Annotated in this window: 8 protein-coding genes; 3 read left to right on the top strand and 5 right to left on the bottom strand. The window is 66.9% G+C overall.

Annotated elements, in window-relative coordinates; genetic code table 11:
• Positions 1–6: 6 nt before the first annotated feature.
• The 3 genes from PMI40_RS12720 to PMI40_RS12710 form a co-directional block, all read right to left on the bottom strand.
• Positions 7–4,491 carry a YDG domain-containing protein gene (locus tag PMI40_RS12720; protein ID WP_008115935.1) on the bottom strand — a complete coding sequence of 1,495 codons (4,485 nt, stop codon included), beginning with the start codon at positions 4,489–4,491 and terminating at the stop codon, positions 7–9.
• Positions 4,492–4,529: 38 nt separating this feature from the next.
• Positions 4,530–5,492 (bottom strand): tetratricopeptide repeat protein, encoded by a 963-nt coding sequence (locus PMI40_RS12715; RefSeq protein ID WP_008115932.1) that lies wholly within the window; start codon positions 5,490–5,492, stop codon positions 4,530–4,532.
• Positions 5,493–5,561: 69 nt separating this feature from the next.
• Positions 5,562–6,431, bottom strand: a complete 870-nt coding sequence (locus PMI40_RS12710; RefSeq protein WP_008115930.1) for a phage tail protein — start codon at positions 6,429–6,431, stop codon at positions 5,562–5,564.
• Between the two features lie 417 nt (positions 6,432–6,848).
• Here PMI40_RS12710 and PMI40_RS12705 point away from each other — a divergent pair, with 417 nt between their 5' ends.
• Complete coding sequence (locus PMI40_RS12705) at positions 6,849–8,132, top strand: MASE1 domain-containing protein (protein WP_008115928.1); 1,284 nt, start codon at positions 6,849–6,851, stop codon at positions 8,130–8,132.
• On the top strand, positions 8,129–8,944 hold the full coding sequence (locus PMI40_RS12700) for a carboxylesterase (protein WP_008115926.1): 816 nt from the start codon (positions 8,129–8,131) through the stop codon (positions 8,942–8,944). The genes PMI40_RS12705 and PMI40_RS12700 overlap by 4 nt, the downstream gene beginning before the upstream one ends.
• Here the strand turns inward: PMI40_RS12700 and PMI40_RS12695 are convergent.
• Together PMI40_RS12695 and nadB are read right to left on the bottom strand one after the other, a co-directional pair.
• Entirely contained in the window at positions 8,941–11,199 is a 2,259-nt protein-coding gene (locus PMI40_RS12695; RefSeq protein WP_008115923.1) for a patatin-like phospholipase family protein, read from the bottom strand. The two genes, PMI40_RS12700 and PMI40_RS12695, sit on opposite strands and share 4 nt — an antisense overlap.
• Positions 11,199–12,812: an L-aspartate oxidase gene (gene nadB, locus PMI40_RS12690; protein ID WP_008115921.1), complete on the bottom strand. Its 1,614-nt coding sequence runs from the start codon at positions 12,810–12,812 to the stop codon at positions 11,199–11,201. Before nadB ends, PMI40_RS12695 begins: the two co-directional genes overlap by 1 nt.
• Positions 12,813–13,060: 248 nt before the next feature.
• On the opposite strand from nadB, the gene PMI40_RS12685 reads away from it, so the two are divergent.
• Complete coding sequence (locus tag PMI40_RS12685) at positions 13,061–14,242, top strand: diguanylate cyclase (protein ID WP_008115919.1); 1,182 nt, start codon at positions 13,061–13,063, stop codon at positions 14,240–14,242.
• Positions 14,243–14,250: the final 8 nt, after the last annotated feature.

Here is a 14,250-nt window from a genome sequence, read left to right as displayed (position 1 = left end):
GCGGTTTTATTCGGTGATGCTGGTGGCCATGGGAGGCAGTTGGATGCCGCCGTTCTGGATGTTCAACATCGGGGCCGGCGTGCCGAAGCCGGTGCTGGTATTGATCGGCTGGGCGGCAGCGCGGCCGGCGGACGGTGCCTGCTGCCCAGGTTCGTCATCGCTGCGGCGTGATACCTGGATGGTCGATGACAGTTCCAGCGCGCGTGGTTCGGTCGCCGCCTGCGGCGGCAGCACCGATGACTGTATCTGCGTCACGATGTCCTGCATCTGCCGGGTCGACGGCGAGGCGCCGGCGGTGATCGTGGTCGGTTGGGACGGCAACGCAGGCGTGATGACCGGCGATGCAGGCGGGATGACCGGCGCCGCCGTGATGCTGGCAACGGCCTGTGCTTGCGGCGCGATGGCGTAATTGCCGGCATCGGCTCCGCCGAAGACGTTGCTCAGGTTGACCACCTTGGCATTGCCGACGTTGGCGTCGGCGAAGGTGCCGCTGGCCGAGACGGTCACCACGTCGCTGCCGATCAGGCCGGCCAGCGTCGCCTGAGTGCTGTCGACCGTGGCCGCGGTGGTGCCATCGAAGGACTTGTCGGCAGCGGTGATGCCGCTCACGGTGAGGGCGGCCGGGGTGATGCGGGCCGTCAGGCTGGAGGGCACGACCAGCGTGTAATTGCCGGCGTCGGCGCCGCTCAGGGTATAGCCGCTGACCAACACCGCCTTGTTGTTGCCCACGTTCTTGTCGGCGAAAGCGCCGCTGCCGGTGCCGCCCAGGGTGACCACGTCGCTGCCGATGGCCGTGACGCTGGCCGTGCCCGCCAGGCTCGCCTGCGTGGCGCCGTCATACACCTTGTCGGACGCACTGAGGCCGGATAGCGCGAGATCGGCCTTGCCGATGGTCGCGCTCAAGCCGGTAGGTTGCACGAGGTTGTAGTTGCTGGCGTCGGCGCCGGACAATGTGTAGCCGGTCACGCTGACGGCCTTGTTGCTGCCAGCGTTCTTGTTGGCGAAGGTGCCCACGCCGGTCCCGACGACGCTGACCACGTCAGCGCCGAAGGCGGCCACTGCGGCAGTGCCGGTCAGGACCGCGGCGGTGGTGCCATCGTAGACCTTGCCAGCCGCCGTCACGCCCGACACGCCGAGGTCGGCGCGAACGATATCTGCGTTCAGGCCGGTCGGCTGGATCACGTTGTAATTGGCGGCGTCGGTGCCGGAAAGGGTATAGCCGGTGACGCTGACGGCCTTGTTGGTACCGGCATTCTTGTCGGCGAAAGTACCGCTGCCGGTGCCGCTGACGCTGACCACGTCGGCGCCGATGGCGCTCACCGCAGCGGCGCCGCCCAAGCTCGCCGCATTGGTGCCGTCGTAGGTCTTGTTGACCGCGCTCACGCCGTTGACCACGAGGTCGGCCTTGTTGATGGTGGCGCTCAGGTTGCCGGGCGCGACCAGGTTGTAGTTGCCGGCATCGGCGCCGGAAAGCGTGTAGCCACTGACGCTGACGCCCTTGTTGCTGCCCGCGTTCTTGTTGACGAAGGCAGCGCTGCCGCTACCGCCGAGCGACACCACGTCGCTGCCGATGGCGGACACCGAAGCGGTGCCGCTCAACGTCGCAGCGGTGGTGCCGTCATAGACCTTGTCCGACACTGCCAGGCCGCTCAATGCCAGGTCGGCTTTGCTGATGGTGGCGGCCAAGCCGGCGGGCTGGACCAGGTTATAGTTGTTGGCGTCGCTGCCACTCAAGGTATAGCCGCTCACCGTGACCGATTTGTTGGTGCCGGCGTTCTTGTTGACGAAGGTGCCGGTGCCGGTGCCCGCCAGGGCTACGATGTCGCCAGCGATGGCGCTCACCGATGCCGCGCCGCCCAGCGTGGCCGAGGAGGTCCCGTCGTAGGTCTTGTCGGCGGCCGAGATGCCCGACACGACCAGGTTGGCGCGATTGATGCTCGCCACCAGGCCGGTCGGTTGCACGATGTTGTAGTTGACTGCATCGGTGCCGGCGAGCGAATAACCACTCACGCTGACGACCTTGTTGATGCCGGCGCTCTTGTCGGCGAAGGTGCCAACGCCCGTGCCTGCGACCGACACCGAATCGCTCCCCAATGCGGTGACGCTGGCAGTGCCTGCCAGCACGGCGCCAGTGCTGCCGTCGTAGGTCTTGCTGGCGGCGGTGACGCCTGTCACGCTCAGGTTGGCACGATTGATAGTGGCGGTCAGGCCGGTAGGCAGGATCAGGGTGTAGTTGCCGGCGTCGGTGCCCGTGAGGGTATAGCCGGACACGCTCACGCCCTTGCTGGTGCCCGCATTCTTGTTGACGAAGCTGCCGATGCCGGTGCCGGCAAGAGTGACGCTGTCGCCGCCGAGGGGAGTGACCACTGCGGTGCCGCTGAGCGTGGCCGAGGCAGTGCCATCGTATGTCTTGTTGTTGGCGGTGATGCCCGATAGGCTGAGATTGGCACGATTGATGCTCGCCGTGGCGCTGTCGAGGCCGTTGAGAAAATAACGGCTGGCATTGGCACCGGTCATGGTCACGCCGCTGACGGTGACCGTCTTGTTGGCGCCGGCATTCTTGTCGGAGAAACTGGCCGACGCGCCGGTGGTCTGGATCGTGATGCCCACGGGTACCGCGCCGGTGACCGAGAAACCGGTGATCGTCGCTGCCGTAGTCCCGTCATAGGTTTTGTCGACAATACCGGCATGCAGGTTGATGAGCATGTAGGTGCTCAGGTTGGCGTTCTGGATGGTCTGGAAGCCGCCACCCTGCATACCCGCATAATCTGTTGGCGTGGCATAGCTGGTCGGGTTGTAGTAGATCTTGACCGTGCCGGTACTGTTGCCGAAGAGGTTGACGGTGTTGGCATCGAGATTGACCGTGCCCACGCCGGTGGCCGTGTTGTCGGCACGCAGCACGATGCTGCCGGTGCCGGCGTTGGCGTCGATATTGGCATAGTCCAGTACGTTGATATTGCGATAGGCGCTTAACGTCAGTGTGGTGCCGGTGGTCCAGCTGTTACCACCGATCAGGTCGCCGCCGATCACGTTGATGTCGCCGTTGCCGGCCGTGCCGCCCTGGGACGATTTGATGGTCACGTTGCCAAGTTGCAAGGCATTGGTGATCTGGGTACCGGTCATGTCGCCGCCACTGGGGGCGATGGTGAAGTCCTGCGGATCCAGCAGCCAATTGCCATATGTGCCATGGGAGGCCAGCGTGGACACCGAGGAATCGCTGCCGATATGCAGTTTCTTGCCCGAGGTCTCGACCGCGCCGCCGTCACCCCTGGTGGCGCCACCGCGTGCGCTGATGACGCCGTCGAAGTTGGTGGTAAGGTCCGACCAGACGGCCACGTTGCCGCCATTGCCAGTGTTGACGGCATCGGCGTTGATCAGGCTGCCGCCGGCCACGGTGACGTTCTGCGCATTCTGCTGCGGGCCGGCGCCCAGGAAGTTGCCGCCGACCAGGGCCGTGCCTCCGCCGGCATCGCCCGACACGTCGATGCGGCTGGTGCCGGCCAGGGCGACCTGGCCGCCCAGGACGTGGACGGCGCCGCCGGTCTGGCCGCTGTTGCTGCCGGAGGCGTCCAGCGTGCCGCCATTGCTGGCCGTGCCCAGGTTGCCGGCGTCGAGTACGATGCTGCCGTTGACCTCGCGCACGCTGCGCGCCTGGATGATGCCGGTGTTGTTGACCATGCTGGCCAGTACCGCGTCGCGCGCGCCGGCGGTGAGGACGACCGCGCCGCCGTCGGCGCGGATCACGCCGCCGTTTTCGGCCAGGTTGTCAAGGGTGTTCTGGTTGACCTGCATTTTCACCAGGCTGTTGCCGGCGAATGCCAGCGTCACATCGCTGCCGGCACCGAGCGCGACGGTGCCGCCGGGCGCGGTGATGGTGCCCTGGTTGCGCACAGTGTTACCGATGAAGGCGACATAGCCGCCGGCCCCAGTGACGATGTCACCCTGGTTGACGATGCTGCCGCGGCCGGCGCCGCTGAAGTTGAGTGCCGCGCCGCCCAGGCCTGCATCGCTGGTGTCGAGCGTGGACGCCACCAAGGCGCCGACGTTGATCTGCGAACCGGCGCCGAACAGGATGCCATTGGGATTGATCAAATAGACCTGGCCGTTGGCATTGAGCTGGCCCATGAATTGGGTGGGATTGGCGTCCAGGATTCGATTGACCGCGATGGCGTTGGCTGACGGTTGTACGAAATTGACCGTTTCCTGGGTGGAGGTATTGAAGCTGCGCCAATTCGCCGACAGGGCCTGGCTGGTCTGGGTAATGGTGGTGGTGTTGCCGACCTGGCCAATGCTGCCGCTGCCGCCGGTGATCTGCCCCCCCGCAGGCCCGGCCTGTGCCGCGTGGGCCGCCGCCATCAGCATGCCAGCCAGCAGCCGGCGGCTGGCGCGCTTGCCCTGGCCCCTGGTCCGTTCGGAGACGATCACCCAGGTCTGATGGACATGGCTCCAGACCAGGCGATAGATACGGTTGAGCGCAGCGTGGCGTTGCATATGATTCCCCTTGGTGGCAACGGTGAAGCAAAAAATGGTCAGGGCGTGCCGGCACCGTCGTGCCGGGCGAGGTGCTCCGCCACGCGGCGGTCCAGCACCGGTTTCCATGGTGCCGGCATCGCCGCCAGCGACAGTTTCTCGATGCGCGCGATCTCGGCCAGCTGCGCCGGATTGGTGGTGGTGGCCTTGGCGGCGCTGTTCCACATGTACACCTTGGCCAGGTCATCCGGTGTCAGCGCCCCCGTGGCGGGGTCCGGCGTTGCGTTGGCATACAGGATGGCCAGCGGCAGGTAGGCACGTGCGTAGCCCTCGGTGGCGGCCTGTTCCAGCCAGGCCCGGGCCTGTACCACATCGGCGTCACCGCCTTGGCCTTCGCTGAGCATGATGCCCAGGCGGAACTGCGCTTCATGCTGGTGCTGCTGCGCGGCCTGCTGATACCAATAGCGCGCCAGGCGCGGATCGGCTGGCATGTCGCGGCCTTCCCGATAATAGTCGGCCAGCCTCAGCATGGCCGGCGGTGAACCGGCCTGGGCGGCCGCCGCGCATAGCGCGATCCCGCGCGCGGTGTCCTTGGGGACCACCACACCCGCGATGTACAACTCGCCGGCCGAGCACCATGCATAGGCAATTCCCGATCGGGCCGCCTGCTCATACCAGTGCAAGGCGGCCGGCCCGTCTACCGCTCGGCCGATGCCGCGCGCCAGGCAATCGCCCAGCAATTGCTGCGCCGCCGGAACCTTGCCAAGGGCAGCCTTTGCGAACCAGTCGCAGGCGACGGCGGCATTGGCGGGGCGGCCCCATGCCTGCTGTTCGAACAGTCCCAGTGTGAACTGCGCCAGGGGATTGCGATCGGCGAATTGGAGCAAGCCATCGTAGGCGGTGGAATAATCCTTGGCGGCGAGGGCGGTCTGGGCGGGCTTGAGCTCGGCGGCGAGATCCCGGGGCGATGACTGAACCTGGCTGCACGACAGCAGAAAAAGTAGCGATGCGAGAATACGCACGGTCGAATCCCGATGAAATTCGCCATTGAACCGCGTCGCTGACGCGGTTCAATGGCGACATGGCAATGCCTAGTCCCGCGAGGGGTAGAGGGCATTCTGAGCGGCGATGTAATACGTCAATGCCAGATAGGGTGGCATCGTCGGCACCTCCATGCCGGCACCGATGACGGCGCTGGCGCCGCTGGCCGTGGCGGTGCCGCCAATGGTGGTGGTGGCGGTGCCGCTTACGGTGACCGGCGCACCGATGCCTTTATCGACGGTGACCGACAGCTTGCCGCCGATGGTGGCGGCATTGAGGGTGACGTCCGGTGTGGCCGACGAATAGATATTGCCGGCCGTGCCGTTCGACTTGCCCAGGTAATTGCCCGACGGCGAAGTCAGGCCGCTGGCCGTCGAGGATGCGCCCACCGTCAATCCGCTCGCCGGGCCCGTGATGACCACGCCGGACAGGTCGGCGGTGGCCGCCAGGCTGGCCAGGGTGGTGGTGGCGGTGACGCCGGTCAGGTTCACCGGCAGCGCTGCGATCGTGACGACATGCGGCGGCAATTGGGCCACCGCCAACTTGATGGTGGCGTTGCCGCCGGTGGTCCCGGCCGGATAGACCTGTGGGATGGTCGTGTCGTTGGGCAGGGTCGCGCCGATGACTACCTTTCCGCGCAGGTCGGGCAAGTTGAAGGTGGTCGAGGCATTGCCACCGTAGGTAATGCCGATGAGAGAATAAAGTGCGGTCGATTGGTTGATCGACATCTGCTGCCCGGCGGCCAGCATGTAGGTCCTGTTGAATGAACCGAAGGTGGCCGGCACTGCCATGATGCAGACGCTGGCTAACACCGGGGAGTCGCCCGAGCACGCGATCGCGGCCGGCGACATCGCAGCAAGGCCGAGTCCGGCGACCAGGGTCAAGGACGCAAGTTTATTACCTCGTATCTTGTTATTCATTTACCAATTCCCCCCATGTAGATTTATTGGATATTTTGCCCGATTCCACTTTTTGTTATTTTTGTCGACGCATTCTGGCACCTATTTCATGGCCAGGCAACTGGGATAAGAGGGGAATAACTGGCGCTGATAAATGTTAGAAGTTTCTAATGTCGAGCGAGAAATGAGGCTTCGTAACTCTGACCTGGGTGTTAGTAAAGCTGATCCGTGTCGCCATGGATGAGCTTGCGCAAGGTCGTCCTTCGGGCGGGCGTGGCGTGGCTGTCCGGCGCACATCGATGTCGATGCGCCCGGCGCAGTGCCGCGTCGACGGCCGTGGTCGCCAGCGGCATCTTTCACCGGTGCCACCCCTGCCTGACCTGGCGTGCGGTATCGCGCTGTTAAAATGCGCCCACCAAGTATCTCCAAGGATCCCTCGTGACTCCCGACCAGTCCAGTCGTGTCTTTGCGCCCCTCGCCTGGGCGCTGCTTTATTTTGTCCTCGGTCTGCTTTCGTATCGACTCAACGACGCCTTCGTCGCGTCCGGCTACCTGTGGCTGCCGGCCGGGGTGGTGGTGGCGGCCCTGATGCTGACCCCCGGGCTGCGTTGGGGGCCCCTGCTGGCGGCCTTGTTCGTGGCGCAGTTGCTGCTGGGCGGGGTGGCCGAACGCGAGACCTGGCGCATGGCCTTGCTGGCGCTCGACGAGATCGGCGTGGCCGCCATCGCCGTGTGGCTGGTGCGACGCGCGCCTTTCCCGCTGGAGGGGCTCTATTTCGTGCGCGCCCTGTTGCTGGTGGGGGTGGCGTCGAGCCTGGCCAGCGGTTTGTTCGGCGCGCTCTGGTTCAGTGCCACGCAGCAGCTGCCGTTCTGGCCGACATGGCGGGTCTGGAGCCTGTCGGACCTGGTCGGCATCCTGATCGTCACGCCGGTGCTGGCGGGCTGGTCGAGATTTCGCGCGGTGCGTTCGGGCGGCATCGACCGCACCGACTTGCTGCTCGGGCTGGCCAGTTTCGTCGGCCTGCTGATCACCGCCTGGCTGGCCTTCGGCAGCGAGATCGACCGCATCCTGCTGGACATCAATTTCTCGACCACCTACCTGCCGCTGTTCTTCGTGGCGCTGGTGACCATCCTCTGGGGTGGGCGCGGCGGCTCGCTGGCGGTGGTGGCGCTGGCGGTGATCGCCTTCGTCTACAACTCGCTGGGGCGGGGCCCTTTCGTGGAACTGGTGCAGCTGCATTCCAGCAATGCACTGCTGGAGTTGCAGATCTACCTGGCCGTGGCAGCCTTGCTGTCACTGCTCATCAGTACCCTCAAGACCACCCGCGAACAGTCCCAGGAAAAAGCCGCGGCCTGGCGCGACGATGTCGAACTGGCGCTGACGGTATCGCGCCAGCTGGTCTATTGCATCGATCCGGTGCGCCGCCGCGTGACCTGGTCGGGTGACGTGCAGGGCTTGCTCGGCCTGGCGCCGGAGGCCCTGGCCAGTATCGAGCAGGTGCTGGCGCATGTGCATCCGTTGGATCAGGCCCGACTGCGCCAGCGCTGGCTCGACGACGACAGCGACGACGCCCGTCCGGGCATGAGCCTGCGCCTGCTGCTGCCGGCCGGGCAGGTCAGCGAGGTGACCGACATGAGCCGCAGCATGCTCGACCCCGACGACAGCCTGGCCATCGTGGCCGGCGCCTGGCAGGTCGGCCCGGCGCCTGGGGCGCAGCCATGAGCGGGCGCATCGGCGCGATCCTGATTCACGGCCTGGGCGGCACCCAATACGACCTGGGCAGCCTGCACAAGATCCTGCAGCGGGGCGGGGTCGAGACCCATGCCATCACGCTGGCCGGCCACGGCACCCGACCCGAAGACCTGGTCCGGGTGCGTGCCGAGCAGTGGGTCGATGCGGTCGAGGCGCAATACCGCGCGCTGCAGCCGCAGTACGAGCAGCTGCACATCATGGGCATGTGCATGGGCTCGCTGGTGGCGCTGGTGCTGGCCGAGCGGGTGCGGCATACGGCCGCGACCGGGCGCCTGGTGACACTGGCGCCGCCGATCTATATCGACGGGTGGTCCACCCCCTGGTACAGCAGCCTGCGCGGCCTGTTCTACCGGATTCCCGGGGTCGCCACGCGCATGAAGGTGGAAGAGGGCGAGCCTTTCGGCATCAAGAACACGCTGGTGCGGGCGGTGGTCAAGGCCAAGTTCGAGCGCGGCGACAATTTTCACTATCGCTGGGTGCCGTTGATCTGCGTGCGCCAGGTCGACCGCCTGCGGGCCTGGGCCATGGCCGGTGCGCGCAATATCCAGGCGCCCACGCTGGTGGTGCATGCGCGCGAGGACGAACTGACCAGCCTGCGCTCGGCCGATTTCCTGCAGGCCCGGATGCCGGATGCACGGGTGGTGGTGCTGGAAAACAGCTATCACATGATCTGCGTGGACAACGACCGCGACCTGGTGGCCAACAGCATCCTCGACTTCTTCGGCTTGCCGCCGCAGGAGTTCCGCAGCCGCAGGCGCGAGCGCGGTGCGGCCGATGCCTAGAACACCCGTCCCAATTGCAGGTAGATGTTCCATACCCCTTGCTGGCCCAGCGCGGTGCCGAAGTAGAGCGGCCCCACCGGGCTGGTGCCGCCGACGAACAGGCTGATGCTCTGGCGATAGGGGCCGTCGCCGAAGCCGGCGCGACGCTGCCAGACATTGCCCAGCTCGAAGCTGGTGCCCAGCACCGGGTTGCGCAAGCCGGCGATCTGGTAGCGCGACAGATCGCGCAGGTAGGTCAGCCGTCCATACAATAGGTAGTTGCCCGAGAACTGGTCCTTGGCATAGGCCGACAGGTGCTGGAAGCCGCCCAGCGAAAAACCGAGGTCGCCGCTGCTGTCGTCGGCCGACACGCTGCCGGCGCCTTCCAGCGCCACATTGATGGTGTCGGCGCCATTGCCGAAGGCCCACAGGGTGCGCCCCTCTATCGTGCTGTAGCGCGTGTCGTTGCCGCCGAAGCCGCGATTGGCCTCGCCATGGAAATAGTGGCCGCGACGCGGGAACAGCGCATCGTCGAGCTGGTCGATGGTCAGCCGCAGGCGCGCCAGCGGCTGGCGGCTCGACAGGGTGGGGTAGGTCAGCTCGTTATAGGTGGGCGCGTAGCGCGAATAGCGATAGCCGGCGCCCAGGCGCAGTTCGCCCATGTGGCCCAGCGGCACCCCCAGGTCGATGCCGCCCAACAGCGTGTCGATGCGGTATTGGTTCAGGGGCGAGGCCTTCAACGCGGCGCCATCGGCATACAGGTCGACACGGCGGCGGTTGAGTTCGACATAGGGCGCCAGGTAGGTGCCGCCACCCAGCGGCTGGCGCAGTTCGCTCTGCAGGCTGGCCACGCGGTTGCCCAGGATGGCGTCGTTGCGCCACTCCAGGCCGCTGGCATTGAGCCACGGGTAGCGATGGCCGATCTGCAGGTTGTAGCCACCGCCGCCGATGAAGCTGTTCGACAGCCCCAGGCCGAACAGCAGGTATTGCGGCCCCCAGGATTTGTCCTCGGCGTCGACCACCAGCCGGTTGCGTCCATCGGCTTGCCGGATCAGCTCCTGGGTCACATTGTTGAAGTCGCCGTCCATCGACAATTGCGCGAGCCGCTGGTTGATGGCCTGGCCGTCGTAGCGGTCGCCCGGCGCCACCCCCAGTTGCTGCTGCACGTGTGCGCTGGGCACCCGGGTGCCGCTATTGACCTCGATGGCGTCGATGCGGGTGCCAGGCGCCAGGGCAATGGGGTTGCTGGCCCGTCGCGCCAGGTACTGCTGCCATTGCCGGGGAGGCAGCGCCAGCGCCAGCAATGGCCCGCTGTGCTGCCGGGCGGCTTCCCAACCGGCGTTGATGCCGTCCTTGCCGCGCGCGAAATCGGTGAACGACACGCCATCCAGGCTGGGTTCGATCAGGATGTCCTGCGCGCCCAGCAGGCTTTTCTGGGCCTTGACGTTCTGCTGGATCAGGATTGCCAGCATCTGCTGGGCCACCGCCGTGGGCGACTGCAGCGTGTCGGCCGGCTGCAGTGGCGAAGCGATGTTGACCGCGATGATCACGTCGGCCCCCATGTCACGCGCGGTCTGCACGGGCAGGTTGGCCACCAGCCCGCCATCGACCAGGGTGCGCTGGCCGATGCGAAACGGGGCGAACAGGCCCGGCACCGCCATGCTGGCGCGCATGGCGCGCGGCAGGGAACCTTGCTCCAATACCACTTCGGTGCCCGCACCCAGGTCGGTGGCCACCGCCCGGAACGGGATCGGCAAGGCCGCGAAATCGATATTGGCCGGGTAGCGCGCAGTCCAGTTCTGCAGCAGCGTCAGCAGCCTGTTGCCCTGGACCAGGCCCGAGGCCAGCTTGAGCTTGCCGCCGTCGAGACCGGCCGCCAGCGCGATCGGGTATTGGTATTCGTCCTCGCGCTGCGATTGCGGCAGGCGGGCGCGGTCGTTGCGGTCGAAGGCGATGTCGGACAGGTCGATATCGGCCAGGCGCCGCTGCAACTGGTCGGCATCGATGCCGCTGGCATACAGGCCGCCGATCAGGGCGCCCATGCTGGTGCCGGCGATGCAATCGATCGGGATGTGCAGTTGCTCCAGGTACTGCAGCACGCCCAGGTGCGCATAGCCGCGCGCGCCGCCGCCGGACAGCGCCAGGCAGATGCGCGGATGCCGCGCATCGGCATCGGCCTGGGCATCGGCGTCGGCATCGATACGCGCGGCGTGGCTCGCTGGCAGCCAGGCCGCGCCGAGCAGGCAAGCCAGCAGCAGGCGCGGTACGATCGGCATCACGGACCCGGTGCCAGGCCCGGCAGCACGCTGGGCAGGGCGCGCGGCAGTTGGCCCGGTTGGTCCAGGCTGAAGTGCAGGCCGCGGCTTTCGCGGCGCAGTTGCGCGCTGGTCACGATCAGTGCGGCGACATCGATCAGGTTGCGCAATTCCAGCAGCGCGCGCGACACCGGCAGGCGCGCATAGAACAGGTCGACCTCTTCACGCAGCAGCGCAATGCGGCGCTGGGCCCGTTGCAGGCGGGCGTCGCTGCGCACGATGCCGACGTAGTCCCACATGCAGCGGCGCAGCTCGTCGCGATTGATGCCGATGGCCACTGCCGCATCGCCGTCGGCTTCGCCCGGCCGTACCTGGGCTGGCTCCCAGCGGGGGGCGGCGGCCGGCAGCGCGGTGCTGGTCGCCAGCGCGCGCTCGATGTCGATGGCCGCGGCCCGTCCCAGCACCAGGCATTCCAGCAGCGAATTGCTGGCCAGGCGGTTGGCGCCGTGCAATCCCGTATACCCGGTCTCGCCCACGGCGTACAGGTGTGGCAGGTCGGTGCGGCCGGCCAGGTCGGTGACCACGCCGCCACAGGTATAGTGCGCCGCCGGCACTACCGGGATGGGGCTGCGCGTGATGTCGATCCCGAGCCCGGCGCAGCGCGCCATGATGGTCGGGAAATGTTCGGCGATGAAGGCCGCCGGCTGGTGGCTGATGTCGAGGTCGACGTGGGCCAGGCCGTGTTTCTTCATCTCCCAGTCGATCGCGCGCGCCACCGTGTCGCGCGGTGCCAGTTCGGCGCTGGCGCTGTGTTCGGGCATGAAACGCTGGCCGCCCAGCGCACCCAGGGTGGCGGGCAACCTGAGCAGTGCGCCTTCGCCGCGTAGCGCTTCGCTGATCAGCACCGAGCGGGCCTCGGGGTGGTACAGGCAGGTCGGATGGAACTGGATGAATTCCATGTTGGCCACCCGGCAGCCGGCGCGCCAGGCCATGGCGATGCCGTCGCCGGTGGCCGACTCCGGGTTGGAGGTGTGCAGGTAGACCTGGCCGGCGCCGCCGGTGGCCAGCACCGTACGGTGGGCGGCGATGGGCAAGACCTGCGCTTGCCGGTCCTGCACGTACAGCCCGCTGCAGGACCAGCCCAGCGCGGTGCGCTGGCGGATCAGGTCGACCACGCAATGGTGTTCGAGCAGCGTGATGTTGGGGTGCTGGCGTACCCGCTCTTCCAGCGTCAGCTGCACCGCCTGGCCGGTGGCATCGGCGGCGTGGATGATGCGGCGCTGGCTGTGACCGCCCTCGCGCGTCAGGTGAAACCCCAGCTCGGCCTGGATGTCGCGGGTAAACGGCACCCCCTGGTCGATCAGCCATTCGATGGCCTGCCTGCCGTGCTCGACGATGAAGCCGGTGGCGGCGGCGTCGCACAGGCCGCCGCCGGCGGCCAGGGTGTCGTCGATATGCTGCTGGTGGCTGTCGCCCGAGTCGAGTACGGCGGCGATACCGCCTTGGGCCCAATTGCTGGCGCCATCCTTGAGTTCTCCCTTGGAGATGACCACCACGCGGCGCGTGGCGGCCAGGTGCAGTGCAACCGACAGACCGGCCAGGCCGCTGCCAACGATGGCGACATCGAACTTCATGATAGGTCCGCCGGGCGGCCGTGAGGAGAAAGGGCTGATTATAACCACGCCGCGCCCGGCTCATCGGTTTGGCCGCCAGGCCCATGGCCGGTCACGCCAAGGTGGCGTAATCGCCGCTCAAGTCGTCACGCTGCCTGCGCCATGTCAATGTCGGCCGTCGGCGTGGCCGCGCCGCGACGACGCAGCGACCTGCTCAATCCAATCGGTTACACTGGCCGCCTTCGTATCAACACGCCGTAGATTGTCGGATGGATCCTTTCACTGCCAGCACTTCGCTGGCGATAGTACAACTGTGCAGCAGCCTGGTCATGGCCGGGGTTTTCACCAGCACGCCCAGCGAGCGCTGCACGCGCTACTGGGCCTTGTCCGGGGTGCTGGTGGCGCTGGGCATCGTGGTGGTGGTGTCGGGCTATATGGCGGCACCCGGCGTGTGGCGGCAAAGCGCGCTGCTGCTGGGCAATACCGCACTGTTTGCCGGATCGGTGGCGGCCTGGAGCGGCCTGCGCCATTTCTACCAGCGCCCGGCCAAGCTGTGGAACTGGTTGATGGTGGCCCTGTTTGCGGTGCTGTTCGGCTGGCTGCTGGCGCAGGACGTCAGCTTCACCCGGCGCGCCTACCTGGCCGTGGCGGCCATGCAACTGGTCTTCACGCTGGTGTTCATCGAACTGGTACGGGGCCTGTCGGGACCGGCCGCGCGCCACTATGCACGCTGGGGCTTCGGACGCGGCATGGGGCTGGCCTCGGTGCTCACCCTGAGCGGCGCCTATATCGCGCGCATGGTGCTGGCGGCCAGCCAGCCGGCCTTGTTCGAGCCGCCGCAGATGAGTTCGCTGGGCGTGCTGTTGATCTACATGATCCCGATGGGGGGGAGCCTGCTGTTTTCGGCGGCACTGCTGCTGCTGTACTTCGAGCGGCTGGTGGCCGACAAGCAACGCCTGGCCACCGAAGACGAACTCACCGGCGCGCTCAACCGGCGCGAGCTGGTGCGTTGTGGCGAAGTCGCACTGCAGCAGGCGGTGACCCAGCGGCAAAGCCTGACCCTGGCCTTCATCGACGTCGACCACTTCAAGCGTATCAACGACACCTTCGGCCACCTGGTCGGTGACCGGGTACTCACGGCCATTGCCGGGCTGCTGAAGCAGAACTGCCGCCAGGGCGACCTGTTGGGACGCTACGGCGGCGAGGAGTTCTGCGCCGTCTTCCCCGGCCTCGACGAAGGCGAGGCGGCCCGCATCGGCCAGCGCCTGGTGGAGGCGGTGCGCCAGCATCGGTTCGAGCATGGCGCCACCGTCACCATCAGCGTCGGCCTGGTGGTATTGCGCCCGGGCCAGATGCTGGGCTGGGACGCGCTGGTGCACCAGGCCGACGTGGCCCTGTACCGCGCCAAGCACGAAGGGCGCGACGCCTACCGCCTGGCCCAGCCCGCGTAAGCAGGCGG

Origin of the sequence: Herbaspirillum sp. YR522, assembly GCF_000282575.1 — a bacterium.
Lineage (GTDB): Bacteria > Pseudomonadota > Gammaproteobacteria > Burkholderiales > Burkholderiaceae_D > Herbaspirillum.
This window is presented reverse-complemented; position numbering and strand designations above follow the sequence as displayed.

What these genes read in the sequence shown, in the direction of transcription:
- PMI40_RS12720 (WP_008115935.1), bottom strand. Translation starts at nt 4,491, where the DNA reads ATGCAACGCCACGCTGCGCTCAACCGTATCTATCGCCTGGTCTGGAGC.
- PMI40_RS12685 (WP_008115919.1), top strand. Translation starts at nt 13,061, where the DNA reads ATGGATCCTTTCACTGCCAGCACTTCGCTGGCGATAGTACAACTGTGC.
- PMI40_RS12710 (WP_008115930.1), bottom strand. Translation starts at nt 6,431, where the DNA reads ATGAATAACAAGATACGAGGTAATAAACTTGCGTCCTTGACCCTGGTC.
- nadB (WP_008115921.1), bottom strand. Translation starts at nt 12,812, where the DNA reads ATGAAGTTCGATGTCGCCATCGTTGGCAGCGGCCTGGCCGGTCTGTCG.
- PMI40_RS12700 (WP_008115926.1), top strand. Translation starts at nt 8,129, where the DNA reads ATGAGCGGGCGCATCGGCGCGATCCTGATTCACGGCCTGGGCGGCACC.
- PMI40_RS12695 (WP_008115923.1), bottom strand. Translation starts at nt 11,199, where the DNA reads ATGCCGATCGTACCGCGCCTGCTGCTGGCTTGCCTGCTCGGCGCGGCC.